This window comes from Bradyrhizobium sp. HKCCYLS3013, assembly GCF_051167615.1.
Lineage (GTDB): Bacteria > Pseudomonadota > Alphaproteobacteria > Rhizobiales > Xanthobacteraceae > Bradyrhizobium.
Window position 1 is genome coordinate 396,026 of sequence record NZ_JBNPTK010000006.1, and the last position, 17,627, is coordinate 413,652.

At 67.0% G+C, this 17,627-nt stretch carries 14 protein-coding genes and 1 riboswitch; of the genes, 6 read left to right on the forward strand and 8 right to left on the reverse strand.

Annotated features, from left to right (window positions below; genetic code table 11):
• Positions 1 to 99: 99 nt before the first annotated feature.
• The 3 genes from purH to ACQR1F_RS14595 all read right to left on the reverse strand — a co-directional run bounded on the left by purH (position 100) and on the right by ACQR1F_RS14595 (position 5,426).
• Positions 100 to 1,692 (reverse strand): bifunctional phosphoribosylaminoimidazolecarboxamide formyltransferase/IMP cyclohydrolase, encoded by a 1,593-nt coding sequence (gene purH / locus ACQR1F_RS14585; protein ID WP_315800759.1) that lies wholly within the window; start codon positions 1,690 to 1,692, stop codon positions 100 to 102.
• A 24-nt stretch (positions 1,693 to 1,716) separates the two neighbouring features.
• Positions 1,717 to 1,797, reverse strand: a riboswitch (ZMP/ZTP riboswitch).
• A gap of 315 nt (positions 1,798 to 2,112) precedes the next feature.
• Entirely contained in the window at positions 2,113 to 3,828 is a 1,716-nt protein-coding gene (locus ACQR1F_RS14590; protein WP_316180261.1) for a heparinase II/III family protein, read from the reverse strand.
• Positions 3,829 to 4,073: 245 nt separating this feature from the next.
• Positions 4,074 to 5,426 (reverse strand): RsmB/NOP family class I SAM-dependent RNA methyltransferase, encoded by a 1,353-nt coding sequence (locus tag ACQR1F_RS14595; RefSeq protein WP_434913342.1) that lies wholly within the window; start codon positions 5,424 to 5,426, stop codon positions 4,074 to 4,076.
• Positions 5,427 to 5,621: 195 nt separating this feature from the next.
• Here ACQR1F_RS14595 and ACQR1F_RS14600 point away from each other — a divergent pair, with 195 nt between their 5' ends.
• Positions 5,622 to 5,858, forward strand: a complete 237-nt coding sequence (locus tag ACQR1F_RS14600) for a DUF1674 domain-containing protein (protein ID WP_316180265.1) — start codon at positions 5,622 to 5,624, stop codon at positions 5,856 to 5,858.
• A gap of 74 nt (positions 5,859 to 5,932) precedes the next feature.
• Here the strand turns inward: ACQR1F_RS14600 and ACQR1F_RS14605 are convergent, their stop codons facing one another.
• The 3 genes from ACQR1F_RS14605 to acs form a co-directional block, all read right to left on the reverse strand.
• The gene (locus ACQR1F_RS14605; RefSeq protein ID WP_315800926.1) at positions 5,933 to 6,427 is read right to left on the reverse strand and encodes a L,D-transpeptidase; all 495 of its coding nucleotides are present in this window, start codon (positions 6,425 to 6,427) and stop codon (positions 5,933 to 5,935) included.
• Between the two features lie 221 nt (positions 6,428 to 6,648).
• Positions 6,649 to 7,368: a hypothetical protein gene (locus ACQR1F_RS14610; protein ID WP_315800755.1), complete on the reverse strand. Its 720-nt coding sequence runs from the start codon at positions 7,366 to 7,368 to the stop codon at positions 6,649 to 6,651.
• Positions 7,369 to 7,473: 105 nt separating this feature from the next.
• Positions 7,474 to 9,426 carry an acetate--CoA ligase gene (acs, locus tag ACQR1F_RS14615; protein WP_434908055.1) on the reverse strand — a complete coding sequence of 651 codons (1,953 nt, stop codon included), beginning with the start codon at positions 9,424 to 9,426 and terminating at the stop codon, positions 7,474 to 7,476.
• Positions 9,427 to 9,803: 377 nt separating this feature from the next.
• Here acs and ACQR1F_RS14620 point away from each other — a divergent pair, with 377 nt between their 5' ends.
• On the forward strand, positions 9,804 to 10,991 hold the full coding sequence (locus ACQR1F_RS14620) for a DNA topoisomerase IB (RefSeq protein ID WP_434863709.1): 1,188 nt from the start codon (positions 9,804 to 9,806) through the stop codon (positions 10,989 to 10,991).
• Between the two features lie 12 nt (positions 10,992 to 11,003).
• Here ACQR1F_RS14620 and ACQR1F_RS14625 read toward each other — a convergent pair whose 3' ends face one another.
• Complete coding sequence (locus ACQR1F_RS14625) at positions 11,004 to 11,369, reverse strand: hypothetical protein (RefSeq protein WP_434913343.1); 366 nt, start codon at positions 11,367 to 11,369, stop codon at positions 11,004 to 11,006.
• 481 nt (positions 11,370 to 11,850) lie between these two features.
• Between ACQR1F_RS14625 and ACQR1F_RS14630 the strand changes: the two genes are divergently transcribed.
• The 3 genes from ACQR1F_RS14630 to ACQR1F_RS14640 all read left to right on the forward strand — a co-directional run bounded on the left by ACQR1F_RS14630 (position 11,851) and on the right by ACQR1F_RS14640 (position 14,056).
• Entirely contained in the window at positions 11,851 to 12,405 is a 555-nt protein-coding gene (locus ACQR1F_RS14630; protein ID WP_316180273.1) for a fasciclin domain-containing protein, read from the forward strand.
• Positions 12,406 to 12,605: 200 nt separating this feature from the next.
• Positions 12,606 to 13,259, forward strand: a complete 654-nt coding sequence (locus tag ACQR1F_RS14635; RefSeq protein ID WP_434913344.1) for a cytochrome b/b6 domain-containing protein — start codon at positions 12,606 to 12,608, stop codon at positions 13,257 to 13,259.
• A gap of 14 nt (positions 13,260 to 13,273) precedes the next feature.
• Positions 13,274 to 14,056 carry a molybdopterin-dependent oxidoreductase gene (locus ACQR1F_RS14640; RefSeq protein WP_316215495.1) on the forward strand — a complete coding sequence of 261 codons (783 nt, stop codon included), beginning with the start codon at positions 13,274 to 13,276 and terminating at the stop codon, positions 14,054 to 14,056.
• A gap of 166 nt (positions 14,057 to 14,222) precedes the next feature.
• Here ACQR1F_RS14640 and ACQR1F_RS14645 read toward each other — a convergent pair whose 3' ends face one another.
• Entirely contained in the window at positions 14,223 to 15,419 is a 1,197-nt protein-coding gene (locus ACQR1F_RS14645) for a YbfB/YjiJ family MFS transporter (protein WP_315800748.1), read from the reverse strand.
• A 276-nt stretch (positions 15,420 to 15,695) separates the two neighbouring features.
• Here ACQR1F_RS14645 and leuB point away from each other — a divergent pair, with 276 nt between their 5' ends.
• Positions 15,696 to 16,808 (forward strand): 3-isopropylmalate dehydrogenase, encoded by a 1,113-nt coding sequence (gene leuB, locus ACQR1F_RS14650; protein ID WP_316238547.1) that lies wholly within the window; start codon positions 15,696 to 15,698, stop codon positions 16,806 to 16,808.
• Positions 16,809 to 17,627 lie beyond the last annotated feature (819 nt).

The window sequence follows — 17,627 nt, forward strand, 5'->3', positions numbered from 1 at the left end:
CATTCCGGGGCGTCGCGCAGCAACGAACCCGGAATCTCGCGCCTCGGCTCCGGATTCCGGGGTCGCGCTGCGCGCGCCCCGGAACGACGGTGAAGGCGCTCAGTGCCGGAAGTGCCGGACGCCGGTGAGCACCATGGCGATGCCGTGCTCGTCGGCGGCCTTGATGACCTCGTCGTCGCGCACCGATCCGCCCGGCTGGATCACGGCGGTGGCACCGGCCTCGATGCAGGCGAGCATGCCGTCGGCGAACGGGAAGAACGCGTCGGAGGCGACCACCGAGCCCTTGGTCAGCGGCTCGGCGAGCTTGAGCGCGCTGGCCGCATCCAGCGCCTTGCGTGCGGCGATGCGCGCCGAATCCACCCGGCTCATCTGTCCGGCGCCGATGCCGACGGTCGCCGAATCCTTGGCGTAGACGATCGTGTTCGACTTGACATGCTTGGCGACGCGGAAGGCGAAGCGCAGGTCGCGCAGCTCGGCGTCGGTGGGGGCGCGCTTGGTCACCACCTTCAGCTCCATGTCATCGACGACGGCATTGTCGCGGCTCTGCACCAGCAGGCCGCCGGCCACGGTCTTGGCGGTGAGGCCGGCTTCGCGCGGATCGGGCAGGGCGCCGGCGAGCAGCAGCCGCAGGTTCTTGCGCGCTGCGATGATCGAGATCGCCTCGTCGGTGGCGTCGGGCGCGATGATCACCTCGGTGAAGATGCCGGTGATGGCGCGCGCGGTGGCGGCGTCGAGCTTGCGGTTCATCGCGATGATGCCGCCGAACGCCGAGGTCGAGTCGCAGGCCAGCGCCTTCTGATAGGCGGTGACGAGATCGGGGCCTTCGGCGACGCCGCAGGGATTGGCGTGCTTGACGATGACGCAGGCCGCGGTGCGCGCCGGGTCGAACTCGGCGATGCACTCATAGGCCGCATCGGTGTCGTTGATGTTGTTGTAGGACAGCTCCTTACCCTGCAGTTGGCGCGCGGTGGCGACGCCGGGACGGCGGCCGGGCAGCGCGTAGAACGCCGCATGCTGGTGCGGGTTCTCGCCATAGCGCAGCGACTGGATCAGCTTGCCGCCGAAGGCGCGGTAGTCGGGCGCGTCGTTCTGGATGGTGGCGGCGAACCAGTTGGAGATCGCAGCATCATAGGCGGCGGTGCGCGCATAGGCCTTGGCGGCAAGACGGCGGCGCAGCAGCAGGGTGGTCGAGCCCTCGTGCCGGGCGAGGTCCTCGAGCACGGCCTCGTAGTCGTTGACGTCGACGACGACCGCGACATCCTCGTGGTTCTTCGAGGCCGCGCGGATCATCGCCGGGCCGCCGATATCGATGTTCTCGATGCAGTCGCTGAACGACGCGCCGCGCTCGGCGGTGGCCTCGAACGGATAGAGATTGACGACGAGGAGATCGATCGGCGCGATGTTGTGCGCCTTCATCGCCTCGGTGTGCTCGTCATTGCCGCGGATGGCGAGCAGGCCGCCATGCACCTTGGGATGCAGCGTCTTGACGCGACCGTCCATCATCTCGGGAAAGCCGGTGAGGTCGGAGACGTCCTTCACCTTCAGGCCGGCCTCGGCAATGGCCTTGGCGGTGCCGCCGGTGGAGATCAGTTCGACGCCGCGCGCGGCGAGCGCCAGCGCGAAATCGGCGAGGCGGGTCTTGTCGGAAACGGAGAGCAGAGCACGGCGAACGCGACGAAGCTGGTTTGTCATGGCAAAGAGTCCTGTTGAAGGAGTTCAATTTGCCCAGGCGCACGGCGGTCGATCCCGCGCTCCCCGATGGTGCTCCATCCAAAGTCGCCAGTCGCGCGAGAGCCGGCCTCATATCAGCTTTTGCCGATGGCGACAACGGGGAGGTGTGTGTGCTCGGGATCGATTGAGCGCTCATGTTGGCTCGAACGCGCGTCGCAGGCGGTGCCCTTACCTCGCCCCGCTTGCGGGGAGAGGTCGGATTGCATCGCCAGATGCAATCCGGGTGAGGGGGTACAGGTCTCGCCACGTGCACTTCCCGTGCGTCTGCCCCTCACCCGACCCTCTCCCCGTAAGAACGGGGAGAGGGAGCCTACTGTCCGTGCAGATATGGCGTGCATCTCGCAGCACGATTCGTCGGCTCATTCCTTGGCGCCGTACCGATCACAGCGGCAGTTCCGGCTCTTTCCGCGCGTTGCGGCGCCCGTTGGTCTCGGTCGGCGACGCCGACGAGCGGACGAAGCTCCAGCGGATCGACGGGGCCTGCTGCGCGTCCTGCCGGATCACCAGTTGGGTGGTGCGGCGCGGACCGTCATTGCCGGCGAGAAACACGCTGTCCTCGAGATCGACGCGGTCGTCGAACGTCTCGAACGTCCAGACCTCGCGATTGGGCAGCACCAGCATGGCGCCGCGGCCGTCGCTGAGCCGGCTGGCCTTGACGGCCGGGTGCAGGTGGAAGCGCAGCGCGTAGTCCGAGCCGCCGCCGCGAAGCCGCGCGCCCTGCGCCGGCGTCACGGTGTCCTCGCCGTCGAGCCGCGAGCCATCCTCGGCCGCCACCAGCACGCGGCGATGGATCAGGCCGAATTTCGCCGCGTAGCCATTGTGCGAGGTCGACAGCACGGTGCCGTCGGGCACGATCTCGCGGAAGTTCTCGACCCGCGTCGGACCCGACACGATCGGCGCGCCGTGCAGCAGGCGCTTCATCGCCGACATCTCGACGAAGGTGCAGGACGAGGTGTTGTGATAGGTCAGCGTCGAATGCGCCACCGTGCTGCGCGCGAAGGCACGCCAATTGTCGCGGCCAGTCGACGGCATGCCGCAATTGATCACGATGCGGCACGGTCCGGAGGACATCTCGAAGGCGAGGCAGCCGGCATGGGCCTCATGGCTCAGATGCGGTGGCGGCGGCGGACCGGTGTCGACGATGACCGTCATCGGTCCGGCGTCGAGCCGCTGGAAGCCGGAATGCGGCATGCTCGCCATCGGCGTGCCGTGGGTGTCGTCATAGGCGAGCAGTGTCGCCAGCAGGTCGGACGGGGTGCCGCCCATGCCGTTGAACAGCGCCATGTTGCCGTCGCCGTGCCGGAAGAAGCGCAGCATCGGCATCATGCGGTCGATGGCATTGAGCAGCGCCGGCGGCGGCGCGATGTTGCGGGCCGCAAACGTCTGCCGCAGCGGCAGCAGGTCGATCAAGAGCTCGATCAGCGCGCCCGGATTGCGCGAGACGTGGCCGCCATCGGGCAGGATCTGGCGCTGCAATTCGTCCGAGAGTTTCCGGGTCGCGCTGCGGATGTGTTTGGCCTGGTTGGCGAGGCACAGCGCCGCGTAGCACAGCGCAATCAGCACCTGCAGCCGCGGCGCGCCATCAGGAATGTCGATGGTCGAATAGCGCAGATAGCGGATCTCGCGGGTCAGCCCGCGCAGGTAGCGGCGGTAGAACTTGCCGTCGGAATCGGCCAGCACCAGTGGCGCCTGCGACAACAGCGAAATCACCCGTCGCGCCAGCACGTCGGCGCGCCGGCTCAGCGGATGGCGGCCGATCTGGTTGGTGATCCAGTCGTCGACCAAAGCGCGGGCGTTGGCGCGGGTCAGCGCGGTATCGGCTGCGCGCAGATGTCGCAGCCAGCCGAAGCCGAGCAGGGCCACCTCCCAGTCCTCGGACGGCGGCTCCAGGTCGAAGATCGAACGGCCGTGGCAGGTCACGATCTTGCCGGCGAAGACGAAGCGTCCGGCATAGATCTCGGCCGCCCGCGTCGCGTCCGACGTGCGCAGGTCATGCGGCGCAATGATGAGCCGGTCCGCGCGTCCTGGCCACAGCCCGGACACCGATACCGATACACCGCTGACGTTGGACATCAGGCTGCGCGCAAAGCGGCCCATCACCAGCGTCGATATGCGTCTGCGTTGAGCGGCGGACACGCCAAGCCTTGGATTCAGAGGGGGATTCGGTTGCGCATCCTTCATAGATCGCAACTGCCGCCGATACACCATTTTTGGCCCCGGTGCAGCACCATCGCGGGACCAGAATCTGGTGCAAAATCAGGATATAAACGGACTAACGCAACGCCGACGCCCTCAAAGCGCGGCCGACGCAGGGCCGGCGCAGAGCGCACACGATGACACGCTCACGGCCGCCGCTCCAGTCTCGCCGCATAAAAACCGTCGAGACCGCCAAGCCGGGGGTCCTGGTGCGGCAAATGACAGGGCAGGGTGCGCAGGTCGCCGGCCGGCGTGACCAGCTCGGCCAGTCCCGCCACCTCGCCGGGGCTGACGGGGATGCGGCGCAGCTCGGTGGTTTCGGCGAGCACGCGCTCGACCACCTGCTCGCCCTCCTCGGGCTCCAGCGAACAGGTGCAGTAGACCAGGGTTCCGCCCGGCTTGAGCAGGCTGGCCGCCCTGGTCAGCAGCCGCGTCTGCAGGCCCGACAATGCGGTGATGTCGGCCTCGCTGCGCAACCAGCCGACGTCGGGATGGCGCCGGATCGTGCCGGTCGAGGTGCAGGGCGCATCGAGCAGCAGGCCGTCGAAGCCGCCGCCGTCGGCGGGCTGCCATTCGGCGGCATCGGCCACGACCGTCTCGGCCGCGAGCTGCAGCCGGGTCATGTTGTCCTTCAGCCGGTTCATCCGGGCCGGCGACCGGTCGACCGCGGTGACGCGGGCGCCGGCATGGGCGAGCTGGGCGGTCTTGCCGCCCGGCGCCGCGCAGAGGTCGGCGACGGCCTTGCCGCTGACATCGCCGAGCAGGCGCGCCGGCAGGGCGGCAGCGGCGTCCTGGACCCACCATTGTCCCTCGGCAAAGCCCGGCAGCACCGTCACCGAGCCATGCAGCACGGTGCGCACGGTGCCGGTCGGCAGCACCTCGCCGTGCAGCCGCGACGCCCATTGCGCCGGGTCCGACTTCACCGTGAGGTCGAGCGACGGCTCCTGGCCGAGCGCCGCGGCGATGTCCCTGGCGGTCGCTTCGCCGTAATGATCGATCCAGCGCTTGAGCAGCCAGGGCGCGATATCAAGCGGCTGACCGGTGGCATCGTCGAGCAGGCTGGCGCCCTCGCGGGCGCAGCGCCGCAGCACCGCGTTGACGAGTCCGGCATATTTCGCCGCGCGGCGGTCGGCCTGCACGAGGCGGACGGAAAGGTCGACGGCGGCGTGGTCGGGAACGTCCATCCAGAGGATCTGGGCGGCGCCGATCAGCAGCGCGCTCTGCGCCCGCGGCGCGTCGGTCGGCACGCCACGATCCAGCAGCCGCGACAGCACGTGGCCGAGCGTTCCGAGCCGCCGCAAGGTCGTGGCGACCAGCCGGCGCATCAGCGCGCGGTCGCGGTCGGCGAGATGCTTCAGTCCGGGATGCGCGCCGGTTCCGTCGAGCTGATCGTCGAGGGTGCGATGCTTGTGCAGCACGCCGTCGACCACGTCGGCGGCGATGCGTCGTGCCGCTAGGCCTGGGACTTCGGAAGGGGTCGCAAAACGCGGCGGAGGCATGCCTGGGAATTACTCGCGAAAGAAGAAAGGCAGTTCCGCGACCATCGGGTGCATGCCATCAGCTTGCGGGTCCTCTGTCACCGGAATATGCCAAATGTAAGAATCGGCTCCGCTTTTTTTAGACCTGTTTTCCCCGGCGTGCTCACACGATCTGATGATGTCGGGAAGGATCCGGTGCAACGGTGGAATGGTACGATGAGCAACGAACCCAACAACGAGCGCAAGCCCGCATTGTCGGTGGTCGCCAGCAACGACAATCCGCGCAAGCCGCTCACTCCGGCCGCGCAGCGTGCGCTGGCCGAGGCGGAGGAGCGGCGTCGTCTCGCGGCCGAGCAGGCGACGCCAATGCCGAGGGAGCTGCAGGGTCCGAAGGGACCGGAGCCGACCCGCTACGGCGACTGGGAGAAAAAGGGAATCATCTCGGACTTCTGATACATCCGCCGGGCGCGCGCCGTCAGGCATGGTGATGGCGCGGGGGACGGAGAATCAGTTCGGCCGCTTCGGCTTCAGCGGGTCACGACCACCGTGGTGCCGATCGACACGCGCTCGTAGAGGTCGGTGATATCGCTGTTCAGCATGCGGATGCAGCCGTAGGAGACGTAGCCGCCGACCGAGTTCGGCACATTGGTGCCGTGGATGGCATATTCGCCGCCCGCGAGCGTCATGGCGGCGACGCCCATCGGATTCTGCGGCGAGCCACCGGGGATCACGTCGGGGATGTTGGGCTTGTCGCGCTTGACGTCGGCCGGCGGCGCCCAGGCCGGATTCCTGTACTTGCCGTCGATCTTGGTGGTGCCGGCCCATTGCCGGCCGGCCTTGCCGACGCCGACCGTGTAGCGCATGGCGTGGCTGCCATCGAGCACGAGGTAGAGCTTGCGCTCGCCGGTCTTCACCACGATCGTGCCGGGCGAATAGTCGCCGGCGATGCTGACCAGCTCGGGACGGGCGGACGCAGAGTCGGCCGTCGTGACCATGGCTCCGACCACCGACGCGGCCATCATCGCCGCCTTCACGGCCGGCCCGATCGCTCCATTCGGCCTCGCCATTCCTCTTCGCCCCATCGCTGCGACCTCCGCTCTTGCGGGAGCACTCGGATGGCTGGAGGAAATGAAAACTTCCTCTGCAAGTAAATGACCTGAAAACAACACTCGGCCGGAATCCGGCCCGCAACACGGATTCGCCGGCGGGGCCAGCGGAGCGAACCCGGCCGGGCACGTGCAATCTATTTGAGGCGGGTGATCGCCGACAGCGCCCGGACGGCGAATGTGCGCGGATGATCGTGGATGTAGTCGGACGTCGCCTGGCGGACGTAGTCGTGCTGGCGCACGTTCGATCCGATGGCCCACAGGGCTGCGGCCGCAACCACCATCCGGCCGCGCTGGGCCGCGTCGTAGCGCTGCTCCAGCGTGTCGTAGATGTCCTTCGGACCGCCGACCATGGCCACCGTGAGACGGGCGGTGTCGAGCGCGATGAGCTCGGACTGATTGGTGATGGAGGCGAAGAAGTCGAGGATCATGCGCACATAGCGGCCGTCGCCTTCAGCGAACGAGGCGCCCCACAGCAGGTCCAGGTCGGTCGGGGTCCTGATCGTGATGTCCTCGAGCCGGGCGGGAGCGCTGCCGAACTGATCCTCCAGCGTGGCGTCGAGGGCGCTGGCGCCGAAACGGCCGCGAAACCTGCCAGCCTCAGCGGCATGTCCCGAGAGCCGGACCGCGGCCAGGAACGCCGAAGCCGCCTTGCCGTCTCCCTCGGGCGGCGCCAGCCGATCGATCCAGTCGGGATGCAGCGCGAAGGACCGCGCCAACAGCCCGGTCACCGGCGGGTAGGCGGTCCAATCCCGCCCTTCCGACTTCAGGGTCGCGAACACGTGGGCCAGGCCCTCGATGCGCGGATCCCGGTAGAAGAACGCGACCGAACTCTTCAGCTCCGGCGACTGCGGCATGAGCTGCGCCGTCGAAGGACCGATCCCGCCCGCCAAAGCGAGGAGAACGCAGCCCAGCCGGGCCGCGTTCTCCAACCGTCTCCTGAGAGGTCCAGCGGACATGCGCTAGGCCTGCTTCTCCTTGCGGTTCTGCCGGTGCTGGACGAGATCATCGACCACGCCGGGATCGGCAAGGGTCGAGGTGTCGCCGAGCGCGCCCGGCTCGTCCTCGGCGATCTTGCGCAGGATGCGGCGCATGATCTTGCCGGAGCGGGTCTTGGGCAGGCCGGGGGCGAACTGGATCTGGTCGGGCGAGGCGATCGGGCCGATCTCCTTGCGCACCCAGGCGACGAGCTCCTTGCGCAGCTCCTCGCTCGGCTGCTCGCCGGCCATCAGGGTGACATAGGCGTAGATGCCCTGGCCCTTGATGTCGTGCGGATAGCCGACCACGGCCGCTTCCGAGACCTTGGCGTGCGCGACCAGCGCGCTCTCCACCTCGGCGGTGCCCATGCGGTGGCCGGAGACGTTGATGACGTCATCGACGCGGCCGGTGATCCAGTAGTAGCCATCGGCATCGCGGCGGCAGCCGTCGCCGGTGAAGTACTTGCCCTTGTAGGTCGAGAAGTAGGTCATCTCGAACCGGGCGTGATCGCCATACACCGTGCGCATCTGGCCCGGCCAGGAGCGGGTGAGGCAGAGATTGCCCTCGGTCGCGCCTTCCAGCGTCTTGCCATCGGCATCGACGATCTCCGGCACGACGCCGAAGAACGGCCGCGTCGCCGAGCCCGGCTTGAGCTTGGTCGCGCCCGGCAGCGGCGTGATCAGGATGCCGCCGGTCTCGGTCTGCCACCAGGTGTCGACGATCGGGCAGCGGTCGTCGCCGACGACGCGGTGATACCACTCCCAGGCTTCCGGATTGATCGGCTCGCCGACCGAGCCGAGCAGGCGCAGAGACGCGCGCGAGGTCTTCTTCACCGGCGCGTCGCCGCCCTGCATCAGCGCGCGGATCGCGGTCGGCGCGGTGTAGAAGATGTTGACCTTGTGCTTGTCGATGACGTTCCAGAACCGCGAATTGTCCGGATAGTTCGGCACGCCTTCGAACATCAGCGAGATGGCGCCGTTGGCCAGCGGTCCATAGAGGATGTAGCTGTGGCCGGTGACCCAGCCGACGTCGGCGGTGCACCAGTAGACGTCGCCCTCGTGATAGTCGAACACGTATTGGTGCGTCATCGCGGCGTAGACGAGATAGCCGCCGGTGGTGTGCAGCACGCCCTTGGGCTGGCCGGTCGAGCCCGAGGTGTAGAGGATGAACAGCGGATCCTCCGCATGCATCGGCTCGCACGGGCATTCGGTGGTCACCATCTCCGCGGCCTCGTGATACCAGAGGTCGCGGCTCGGGTTCATCTCGATCTTGCCGCCGGTGCGCTTGACCACGACGACCCAGTCGACATTGTCGACCTTGTTCAGCGCCGCGTCGACATTGGCCTTGAGCGGCACCTTGCGGCCGCCGCGCAGGCCCTCGTCGGCGGTGATGATGATCTTGGAATCGCAGTCCTTGATGCGCTGGGCCAGCGAGTCCGGCGAGAACCCGGCGAACACCACCGAATGGATGGCGCCGATGCGGGCGCAGGCCAGCATCGCGTAAGCCGCCTCCGGGATCATCGGCAGATAGATCGTGACGCGGTCGCCCTTCTTGACGTTGCGGTTGCGCAGGATGTTGGCCATCCGGCACACCTCGTCGTGCAGCTCGCGATAGGTGATGTGCTTGGACTGCGAGGGGTCGTCGCCCTCCCAGATGATCGCGGTCTGGTCGCCGCGGGTGGCGAGATGGCGGTCGACGCAGTTGTAGGCGGCGTTGAGGACGCCGTCCTCGAACCATTTGATCGAGATGTTGCCGGGTGCGTAGGAGACGTTCTCGATCTTCGTCGGTGCCTTGACCCAGTCGACGCGCCTGGCCTGCTCGGCCCAGAAGCCGTTGGGGTCCTTGATCGAGCGCGCGTACATCTCCTGGTACTTCGCGTCGTCGACAAAGGCGCGTTTCGCCCATTCGGCCGGAACGTCGTAGATCTTCTCGGACATTTCACACCCTCCACATGCGGCCCGCCGTGGTCCGGCGCAGGCCATCGTTGTTCCCACTATGCGTCCGCGTAACCGGCGGCGACAAGGCAAGACAAGTAGGACCTTCGGCGGGGAGGCGGTCTGCGCAGGATCAAAGAATTGTGCGCGGAGGTTGCGCGCGCCGGTCACACTTCGGAGGTCGCTACAGTCTGCAGCATCAAGGTTACCCGGAATCCGGGCGCTCACCGGTATTTTGCAACCGTTCTGCCCAAAATTAGGGACTCGCTATCCGGCCCGTCTCGCCCTAAATCGCCTTGAAGCTGTGGATAACCCGGCCGGAACCAAACCGGACTCCGGGGCATTGAGCGGATGAAAACGACGGCAGGGCGTCTAAAGCAATGATGGACCAGCAGAATTTCGAGAGCCCGCGGGTCGGCCCGGCCGATGCCGATGTCGCGCTCGCGAAGGCGCTGGGCCAGTGGCCGCCCAAGCCGCCGCGCCGCAAGCTGACCTTGAAGGATCTCGCCCACGCCAAGACCGCCGACGCGCAAGGCAACGCCAAGACCTCGGTCGAGGAACTCGCCAAGCGCATCGGGCTGAAGCTCGGCGACCAGACCGCGCTGACCATCCGCCGCATCAGGCGGGGCAAGAGCTATACCTTCATCCGCGCCAACGGCACTCCGATCCGCCACGCCGGCACCATTCGCCGCCTGCATGCGATGGCGGTGCCGCCGGCCTATCGCGAGGTGCGCTACGCCCCCGATCCGAACCTGCATCTGCAGGCGGTGGGTGTCGACGCCGCCGGCCGGCTGCAATATCGCTATCACGCCGATTGGGAGAAGGTGCGCGAGCATCGCAAGGCGCATCGTCTCGCCAAGCTGGTCGGCGCGCTGCCGCGCATCCGCCGCGCGGTGTCGAAACATCTCGCCGGCGACGAGCCGACGCGCGAGTTCGCGCTGGCGGCCGTGATCGAGCTGATCGCGCGCACCGCGATCCGTCCCGGCAACGAATCCTATGCGCGGCTAAACGGCACGCGCGGCGCCACCACATTGTTGAAGTCGAACGTCACGCTCGAGGATGACTCCCTGGTGCTGACCTTCAAGGCCAAGGGCGGCAAGGCGGTGCGCAAGGAATGCGACGCCGCCAAGCTGGTGCGGGCCGTCGGCATCCTGCGCGGCGTCCCCGGCCGCCGCATGTTCCAATACCGCGACGCCCAGGGCGTGGTGCGCGCGGTCTCGACCACGCAGGTCAACGCGTTCCTGCGCGAGATCGCCGGCATCAAGATCTCGCTGAAGGATTTCCGCACGCTGATGGCCTCGGCCGTCGCCCTGGAGACCTTGTCGCGAATCACGCCCGCGGCGAGCGCGCGCGGCCGCAAGAAGCAGATCCTGGAAGCGATCCGCGCCGCCGCCGACGAGCTCACCAACACGCCGGCGATCTGCCGCAAGAGCTACGTGCACGACACCATCGTCACGGCGTTCGAGGACGGCATCCTCGAACGCTTCGCCGCCACCATGAAGGGCCAGCGCTCGCAGACGCGGCGCGAGCAGTTGCTGGCGCAAGTGGTGACGGCGGTCTCCGCCTGACGCCTCAAACGATCAAGCCTGGCACCGCGGCCCGATCTTCGCCGAGGCGAGGAAGCGCGCGATCGGGTCGAGTTGCTTGCACGACGCCGCCGACGTCTTCACGGGCTGCGGATTGCGCTTGACCGGCCGCAGCACAGCGGCTTTGCCGGACGCCTTCGCCCGGCGCGCCGGCGACCCGCTACGCCCTTCCGCCCGCACGGCCCGCGAGACCAGTGGCAGATAGACGTCCTCGTTGTACTCGATCGGCTGTGTCGCGAAGCTGCGATCCGTCTCGCTCAGCGTATCAACGCCCGGAATGGGCTCGCGGATCAGCGACGAGGTCGTGTCGCTCATGTCGCCGGGCGTCGCCGCGGCGAGCACCATCTTCGTTGCAAGCAAGCAGCAGATTATCACGAGGCAGAACCCCGCAATCCAGATCGTTCTGTTCACTGTAGGAAACCCCCGCCGATCGCGCCGGACAGTGCGGGACATCCCCTTCCCGCAGCCGGCGCCGTGCCGACCAATCAACCTTAAGAAAGTCTTACTCGCAATATTTTCGGCAGGTTCGGCCGGGCTCGGCTCGCATTGTAGTTAATGGCGGCGATGATCGGTCATCGGCCTCGGCCAATGACCGACAGAGAGCTGATCAGTTCGCAGCAGGCTGCGACATTGCGGCGCAGATCTCGTTCAATGAGTCGGCGAGACGATCTCGATCGCCGCAGGTTTCACGGATCACGTTAAATTATGCGCCGAAACTCGCTTCCGGACGCGGCGTAGCTCGGCCCGACACGACGCGAGAGCAACAGCGCTCTCCAACGCATCGATGTCGCAGTCGAACTCATCGTGCGGCGCTGCCGCCGTCTTCATTAGGGAGCTACCCATGTCCAAGCGCATTGCCTTCCTCGCTGCCGCCGCCTTCAGCGCGCTGTCGCTGACCTCGATCGTCGTCGCGCCCGCGCACGCCGAGGAGAAGACCGTGATGGTCGGAGGCGCGGCGATGTACCCGTCGAAGAACATCGTGCAGAACGCGGTCAACTCGAAGGATCATACGACGCTGGTCGCCGCGGTGAAGGCCGCGGGCCTCGTGCAGACGCTGGAAGGCAAGGGACCGTTCACGGTGTTCGCGCCGACCAACACCGCGTTCGGCAAGCTGCCGGCCGGCACCGTCGACAGCCTCGTCAAGCCGGAGAACAAGGCGACGCTGACCAAGATCCTCACCTATCACGTCGTGCCCGGCAAGCTCGAGGCGTCCGACCTGAAGGACGGCCAGATGCTGAAGACGGTCGAGGGCGAGCAGCTCACCGTCAAGCGCGAGGGCAAGAACGTCATGATCGTCGACGCCAAGGGCGGCACCTCGATGGTCACGATCCCCAACGTCAACCAGTCGAACGGCGTCATCCACGTGGTCGACACCGTGCTGATGCCGGCGTCCTGAGGCCCGGCGCGACACCGGACACATCCGTTTCTTCCTCCTCCTCGCGGATGTGACCAGGAGCGAGCCGGGCCCACCCCGGCTCGCTTTTTTGTGAACGCCATAGTTTTCACGTATCGATTTGATCGGTGCCGGAGCGTAACGGGGCCCGCCGAGCCGGCGTATAATGACCGTGACGAATGCAAGCGACGGAGCCGACCGCCATGACGAGCGCCACCACCAGCGCCCCCTCGACCCTCGCGGCGACCGGGGGACCTGCAACTGGAGTCGCGACCAAGGTCATTCAGCCGGCCTGGGTGCGCGTCATGCATTGGATCAACGCCGTCGCGATGATCATGATGATCATGTCGGGCTGGCAGATCTACAACGCCTCGCCGCTGTTCGACTTCCGTTTCGACCGCAGCTTCACGCTCGGCGGCTGGCTCGGCGGCGCGCTGCTGTGGCACTTCGCGGCGATGTGGCTGCTGATGCTGAACGGGCTCGCTTATCTCGCCACCGGTCTCGCCACCGGCCGGTTCCGCCGCAAGCTGCTGCCGGTCTCGCCGGCGTCCGTCATCGCCGACCTCAAGGCCGCGCTGACCTTCAAGCTCGCCCATGACGACCTCACCGCCTACAACGCGGTGCAGAAGCTGCTCTATCTCGGCATCATCGGGATCGGCATCGTCGTCGTGCTCACCGGCCTGTCGATGTGGAAGCCGGTCCAGCTGCACTGGCTGGTCAGCCTGTTCGGCGACTATCCGGCCGCGCGCTACGTCCATTTCGTCTGCATGGCGCTGATCTGCGCCTTCCTGGTGATCCACATCCTGCTCGCGCTGCTGGTGCCGAAGAGCCTGCGCGCGATGATCATCGGTCGCTGAGAGGAGAGAGTATCATGGCCAAGCGTCCGTTCCTCATTCCCGGCGTCGACAAGCGGCTCCTGATCAAGGACTCGCTCAAGGTGATGCCCGACCTCACCCGGCGCCGCTTCCTCACCGGCGGCGCCAGCCTGGGCGCGCTGACCCTGCTCACCGGCTGCGACGTCGTCGACGGCGACACGGCGGAGGAGCTGCTCAAGAAGGTGTCGAAGTTCAACGACGCCGTGCAGGCCTGGATGTTCAATCCGGACGCGCTGGCGCCGACCTTTCCGGAGAGCGCGATCACCAAGCCGTTCCCGTTCAATGCCTACTACACGCTCGACGAGGCGCCGGAGATCGATGCCGCTGACTGGAAGCTCGAGGTGCGCGGCCTCGTCGACAACAAGAAGTCGTGGACGCTGGACGAGCTGCATGCGCTGCCGCAGGTGACGCAGATCACGCGTCATATCTGCGTCGAGGGCTGGAGCGCGATCGGCTCCTGGACCGGCACGCCCTTGCGCGACTTCCTCAAGCTGATCGGCGCGGATATCAGCGCGAAATATGTCTGGTTCAACTGCGCCGACAAGGACGGCTACAATTCGCCCTTGGACATGCGCACCGCGCTGCATCCGCAGACCCAGATGACCTTCAAGTTCGCCGACCAGATCCTGCCGCGCGCCTACGGCTACCCGATGAAGATCCGCGTCCCCACTAAGCTCGGCTTCAAGAACCCGAAATACGTCGTCGCGATGGAAATCACCAACGACTACAAGGGCGGCTATTGGGAGGATCAGGGGTACAATTCGTTCAGCGGGAGCTGATCGTCGGTCCGCTTGAGGCCGAGCTGCGCGCGACACACTCCGCTGTCGTCCCGGCGAACGCCGGGACCCATAACCACAGGGGGGTATGAGGCAGGCAACTGGCAGCCGCATCCCTCGATAGCTTCCGCGGTATGGGTCCCGGCGTTCGCCGGGACGACACCGTGAGCTAGGTGCGGTCGGAGCGCTTCAGCTTGCCTTGCATCGCCGCCATCACCGCGCCCAGCAGCAACAAGGCCGCCGATACGTTCAGCGCATAGGTCAAACTCCCCATCGCATCGGTGATCGCGCCGACGGCGAAGGGTCCGAGCGTCTGGCCGACGCCGAACGAGATGGTCAGCGCGGCGATCGCGCCCGGCCAGGCGCTCTGCGGCAGGTTGAAGCGCACGAAGGCGGTGGTGGCCGTGGTCACGGTCGAAAAGGCGATGCCGAACACAGCGGCCGACAGCGTCAGCATGACAGGCGAATGGCTGAGCGAGGGCAGGGCGGCGCCGATCGCGTTGATGGTGAGGATGAGGGCGGTGGGCCAGCCGCCGCGGTCGAGCGCCAGCACGCGCCGCCACACCCAGGGCGTGGTGAAGCCGGCGAGGCCAATGAGACACCAGAAGCCTGATTGCGCCGCGGCGCCGCCGCCGAGATCGCGCACATACGCGATCATGAAGGTGAGATAGGCGATATAGCCGGCGCCGTAGAGGAAGTAGCCGAACAGATAGATCGCCATCGGCCGCAGCGAGACGCGGTCGGTGCGGGTCTCCGCCGTGGCGGCGTTCGCCGGGAGCCGCATCGCGAGCAGCGGCCCGATCAGCACCGCGCCGACCGCGGCGAGCACGGCCCATACGATCCACCATGAGCCGGGCCCGAAGGCCTGCAGCACGAAAGGCGCGATCAGGCCGGAGATGACGATGCCGAGCGGCGGTCCGGCATAGAACAGGCTCAGCACGAAGCTCGCCTGCGCCGGCCGCGCCAGGGCGACCCGCGCCGCCAGCGCGCCGCCGGCCACCAGCGCGACGCCGGCGCCGATGCCGGTCACGAGCCGCGCCAGGCTGAGCGCGATGAAGTCACCGGTCATGGCGCACACCACGAGCGAGGCCAGCGCCGCCAGCGTTCCGCCGCGCACTGCGGCCAGGCCGCCGTAGCGCCGGGCCAGCTGCGCGGCGATCAGCGCGCCGATGAGATAGCCAGCGGCGTTGACCGTGTTCATGAAGCCGGCCGCCGAGTATGACCAATGCAGGCTGTCCCGCATGTCCGGCAGCACCAGCGCGTAGGCGAAGCGGCCGATGCCGAGACCGATGATCGGACCCAGCGACAGCGTGAGGTTGGTCAACGCCGGGTGGGCCGGTGTCGGGTCGGATGGGGAGGCTGGCAAGACATGCTCCGGCGCGGCGATCGGCCGGCAATTCATGCTATTCGGCCGCGATTTTCGCGCACATTACCGCCCACCTCGCCGCGACAGAAGTGGTGCGCCGGCAATGGTGGCTTGCCAACGGCGCAGGAGGGCTTTAGCACTCCGCCGTTTTGAGAGATCCCGTCATTGCCGGGCGCCTGCTTTCGATCCGCTCGAGGCAGACCGGCAATCCAGCCATCCCAAGGATGGATGCCCGCGCAATGCCCCGGCATGACAAGCCCCGTGAGGACAACGACCATGGCGACCCAGAAGCTCCTTTTGCTGCCCGGCGACGGCATCGGCCCCGAAGTGATGGCCGAGGTGAAGCGCCTGATCGGCTGGCTCAACGCCAAGGGACTGGCCTCGTTCGAGACCGAGGACGGCCTGGTCGGCGGCGCCGCCTATGACGCGCACGGCGCCTCGATCTCGGAAGCCGACATGGACAAGGCCAAGGCGGCCGACGCCATCATCTTCGGCGCCGTCGGCGGTCCGAAATGGGATGGCGTTCCCTACGAGGTGCGTCCCGAGGCGGGCCTGCTCCGCCTGCGCAAGGATCTCGGCCTGTTCGCCAATCTGCGTCCCGCCGTGTGCTATCCGGCGCTCGCCGATGCCTCCAGCCTGAAGCGCGAGATCGTCGAGGGCCTCGACATCATGATCGTGCGGGAGCTCACCGGCGGCGTGTATTTCGGCGAGCCAAAGACCATCACCGATCTCGGCAACGGCCAGAAGCGCGCGATCGATACCCAGGTCTACGACACCTATGAGATCGAGCGCATCGCCCGCGTCGCCTTCGACCTCGCGCGCAAGCGCAAGAACAAGGTGACGTCGATGGAGAAGCGCAACGTCATGAAGTCGGGCGTGCTCTGGAACGAGGTCGTCACCGCGGTCCACAATCGCGAGTACAAGGACGTCACGCTCGAGCACCAGCTCGCCGATTCCGGCGGCATGAACCTAGTGAAATACCCGAAGATGTTCGACGTCATCGTCACCGACAATCTGTTCGGCGACATGCTGTCGGACATCGCGGCGATGCTGACCGGATCGCTCGGCATGCTGCCGTCCGCCTCGCTCGGCGAGGTCGACGCCAAGACCCACAAGCGCCGCGCGCTGTACGAGCCGGTGCACGGCTCGGCGCCGGATATCGCCGGCAAGGGTCTCGCCAACCCGATCGCGATGCTGACCTCGTTCGGCATGGCGCTGCGCTACTCCTTCGACATGGGCGCGCTCGCCGACAAGCTCGACGCCGCCATCGCCGCCGTGCTGGCGAGCGGCCTGCGCACGGCGGACATCAAGGCCGAGGGATCGACTCCGGCTTCGACCACGCAGATGGGCGAAGCGATCATCAAGGAGCTGGAGAAGCTGACGGCGTAGTCGGGGGCGGATGCTCCTTCGAGCCGAGCTCTCACCCCGCTGACAGTCTGCTCCCCTCCCCCTTGCGGGGAGGGGTCGGGGGTGGGGGTCCCCACCCAGTGAGCCCGCTCGGGGCATCGTCATTCTTCCAACTCGCAACCGTTCGTCGTCACCTCGATGCGCTTCTCCCGAAGCGCATGCCGTGCGCCTTCACGCGGACTCATCAGGCAGCGTCGCCCGGAGACCCCCACCCCCGACCCCTCCCCGCAAGGGGGAGGGGAGGGCACTGTCGCCGGGGTGGAGCTCGATCAACTCATTAGTTCGGTCTCGAATCGACTGCTCGCGAGGCGCATGCCGGCCCGCCCGTCGGGCAAATCAGTTCGTCATTTTGCGCGATCCATCTCGATCGGCAGCCGCGAACGAGCATCGTTCATCCCGGAATCCCTCGCGCCGAAAAACTCATTTCCCCCGCGCGATCAACCTGATGCGTTGATCCAGCCTGCTGACGGCAAAAATTTCGCTTTCGTCTTTCCAGAATCCGTGTTCCTCTCCCCTCATCCCGTCTCGCCAGCGAGGGGCGTTTCGCGATCGTCACGAGGCGTGAGGCGGGGATGCGGTGGCCGCGAGGGCTCGCAGCATGTCCTTGGGGCATGCGGACGAACGAGGTTCTTGCGGACGTGAAGCTGCGTGGTCCTGGCGCCCCGATGCTGGCGCCAAGTCGGAAGGGCGATGATCCCGACGACGACGGTGGCTAACAGGCCGGACACCGGGGAGCAACTGTCTTTTTTGTAGACCGGTGATCGGCCGGCCTCAAGGCTGGCGCGAAGGCGCGCCACCGCC